Below are 2,448 nucleotides of genomic sequence, written 5' to 3'. Positions count from 1 at the left end.
GAGGATCTTCGTGACGTAGCAGTCGATCAGGTTCATGGATGACTCCCTGCTCAGTCCCAGCTGAGCTTCGCCGGTGTGGGCGGAATGGTTTCGAGGCTGGACAGGTTGAGCAGGGTGAAGTACCCGCCGTCCTGCGGCCGCCAGCCCATGGTGTCGATGTGGATGACGTTGCCGAGCGCCGCCGGCTTGTGCAGCGGGGTGTGGCCAACCACCAGCGCCCGCAGGCCGTGCACGCCTTCGGTCTCGCCAAGCTCGATTCGGCTGCGCGACCACATGCAGGTGTTCTGTGTCAGCCTCAGCTGCTTGGCTGTCTCGGGCGCTTCAAGCGCTGCCCGCAGCTGATCCCAGGACGGGAATGGGCAGTCGGCGTGCACGATCCCGACCAGTCCGCCGGGCGTCTCTACTTCAATAGCGATCGGTAGTTCTCGGAACTGGGCGGCAAACTCGCGCTGCTCATCCCATGCCAGGCCGGCGAACCAGGCGCCGCCGTTGTACACCCAGTTGTCCACGTCGCAGGTGTCGAACCGGCAGACGTAGTCGTCGTGGTTGCCGCGCACCGGTTGGAACCATGGCTTGGCCAGCCATTCGAGCACGTCGCGGCACTCTGGCCCACGGTCGACCAGGTCGCCGACGCTGAACAGCCGGTCAACCGACGGATCGAAGCCGGCCGCGTCCAGGGCCGCCTGCAGCCGGGTGAAGTGCCCGTGGATATCGCCGACCGCGAAATCGCGGCCAGCCGTGTTTGCGGCGAAGCGCTTGATGCGCAACACCTCGATGTTTTCGAGCATGCAGGATCCTCGCCCGCGCATGTCGGCGGGCTTGAGTAGTTGGGGGAGGGGTTACTTGCTGTACTGGTTGCGGATACGGCGGGCGACGGCTCGCAGTTCGCCGTCCATCTCGAACATCTCGTTGTTGTCCCTGCGCGAGACGACCCCGGACCTAGTGACGTTGCGGCCACCCAGAATCCAGGCGGCCAGTAGGATCAGCGCCGATTCCAACTGACGCCGTAGCCAGCCCGTATGCGGGATCATGGCATCAGCTCCTTGGGCACCTGGACGAACTCGCCCAGCTTGTAGCGCACGAATCCTCGGCAGAACGCGACCAGTGCGGTGGGGCCGTCGCACCAGATGCCCGCACCCTCCGGGCCGCCGCTGTAACTGGCATCCCCGACCATGCCTGGATAGCCATGGACGCTGCCGCGGTGCTTGTCGATCAGCGGGCCGCCGTGCTCCCAGTTACTGGAAGGGCGATAGCCGAAGCCCTCGGCCGCGCCGCGGATGCTGACGCTGGTAGGGTCGGTCCGGGTGCGCCAGATTGTGGTCCGGCACCCAGGGTCTGTGCCGAAGCCCTCCGCAATGGCCACAGCCCAATCGAGCGCCGCGCCGCTCAGGTTGGATACCCTCACTTCGATCAGGACTTCGATCAGGTCGGTCATGGCTGCGCCCTGCCAATTTCAGCTGCGGCACGAACAATGGCGCGGCGTGTGCCGAAGTCGTCCAGCGCTTCGGTGGTGATGATTCCGTCCGGCTTGCCCTTGGGTTCGCACAAGACACTATCGGTGGCTGGGCACGGGCTTATCTCGATCGCCAGCTCAACCGCCAATCGCAGCGCATCGCCGTCATCCTCCAGCGGGTTCCACTGCGTGTACTCGAACCCACCATCGAATGTGATTGACCCGGTTGGGAGATCGAAAACACCGTCGATGGCCTTGGCAGCCAGGAAGAGCAGATCGTTGTCGGTCAGTTTCACAGCTGATACCTCTCATCAATCCATGCCGCCGGCGCGGCAGCGGGTGTAGGTTCGGGTTGGGTTTCGTGCGGGGAGAGCTGGCGCTCGTTGCCGGCCTGCAATTGGCACGATTTCGTCTCGCGCCCTACAAACATGCCCACACAGAAGGTCTGCGCCAGGATGGCCATGACAGCGAACGTGTAGAAGAAAAGCTGGGATCGCTTCATGGCGTCACCTCACGTCGAGCCCACCAGCACACAGGCCCGTCTTCGGTATCGTGGATAGCCAGGCAGAACCAGCCCTCGCCTTCGGGCTTGCTTGGCTCCCAGTAGCCGCAATGTGGTTCACCGGCTTCGAAGTAGCGCTCAGCGATCTCCTCCGGTGCGTCGGTCTCCAGGTAGAACATGACGAGCTGCAGGCCTTGCTGGGCGACCCAGGCCTTGCATTTCTCGCCGTCACCCTCGTCGAAATCGGGCAGGTCAGGGTGCTGGAACATTCCGTATTCGTCGCGCGCGACCGACGCCGGCTGGATAAGATTGATTTCTTCAGGCATGACGATTCCTCGCCGCTTGCTCGCGGCAGTGAATAGAGGGGAGAGGGGTTACAGCCGGCTGGAGTACATTTGTACTCCTATTGTCAGGATGGAACGCGTATGGCTTTCGGTTGGAGCGCGAGACCCTTCACGGCCTCGCTGTAGATGAACTTGATCATGTCCCACGG

At 63.3% G+C, this 2,448-nt stretch carries 6 protein-coding genes; all 6 read right to left on the bottom strand.

The features are described from left to right. Window positions 1–50: 50 nt before the first annotated feature. From L6D64_RS28085 to L6D64_RS28060, 6 genes are read right to left on the bottom strand one after another with little or no spacing between them, the layout of a single operon-like run. Window positions 51–788 (bottom strand): metallophosphoesterase, encoded by a 738-nt coding sequence (locus tag L6D64_RS28085; protein WP_176509962.1) that lies wholly within the window; start codon window positions 786–788, stop codon window positions 51–53. A 51-nt stretch (window positions 789–839) separates the two neighbouring features. Next, window positions 840–1,031 (bottom strand): hypothetical protein, encoded by a 192-nt coding sequence (locus tag L6D64_RS28080; RefSeq protein ID WP_070572525.1) that lies wholly within the window; start codon window positions 1,029–1,031, stop codon window positions 840–842. Next, window positions 1,028–1,435: a phage protein NinX family protein gene (locus tag L6D64_RS28075; RefSeq protein ID WP_176509961.1), complete on the bottom strand. Its 408-nt coding sequence runs from the start codon at window positions 1,433–1,435 to the stop codon at window positions 1,028–1,030. The genes L6D64_RS28080 and L6D64_RS28075 overlap by 4 nt, the downstream gene beginning before the upstream one ends. After that, on the bottom strand, window positions 1,432–1,749 hold the full coding sequence (locus tag L6D64_RS28070) for a hypothetical protein (RefSeq protein WP_176509960.1): 318 nt from the start codon (window positions 1,747–1,749) through the stop codon (window positions 1,432–1,434). Before L6D64_RS28070 ends, L6D64_RS28075 begins: the two co-directional genes overlap by 4 nt. Next, window positions 1,746–1,955, bottom strand: a complete 210-nt coding sequence (locus L6D64_RS28065) for a hypothetical protein (protein ID WP_176509949.1) — start codon at window positions 1,953–1,955, stop codon at window positions 1,746–1,748. Before L6D64_RS28065 ends, L6D64_RS28070 begins: the two co-directional genes overlap by 4 nt. Then, window positions 1,952–2,281 carry a hypothetical protein gene (locus L6D64_RS28060; protein ID WP_176509959.1) on the bottom strand — a complete coding sequence of 110 codons (330 nt, stop codon included), beginning with the start codon at window positions 2,279–2,281 and terminating at the stop codon, window positions 1,952–1,954. Before L6D64_RS28060 ends, L6D64_RS28065 begins: the two co-directional genes overlap by 4 nt. Window positions 2,282–2,448: the final 167 nt, after the last annotated feature.

It is taken from the genome of Pseudomonas urethralis (genome assembly GCF_021602465.1).
GTDB lineage: Bacteria > Pseudomonadota > Gammaproteobacteria > Pseudomonadales > Pseudomonadaceae > Aquipseudomonas > Aquipseudomonas vlassakiae.
This window is presented reverse-complemented; position numbering and strand designations above follow the sequence as displayed.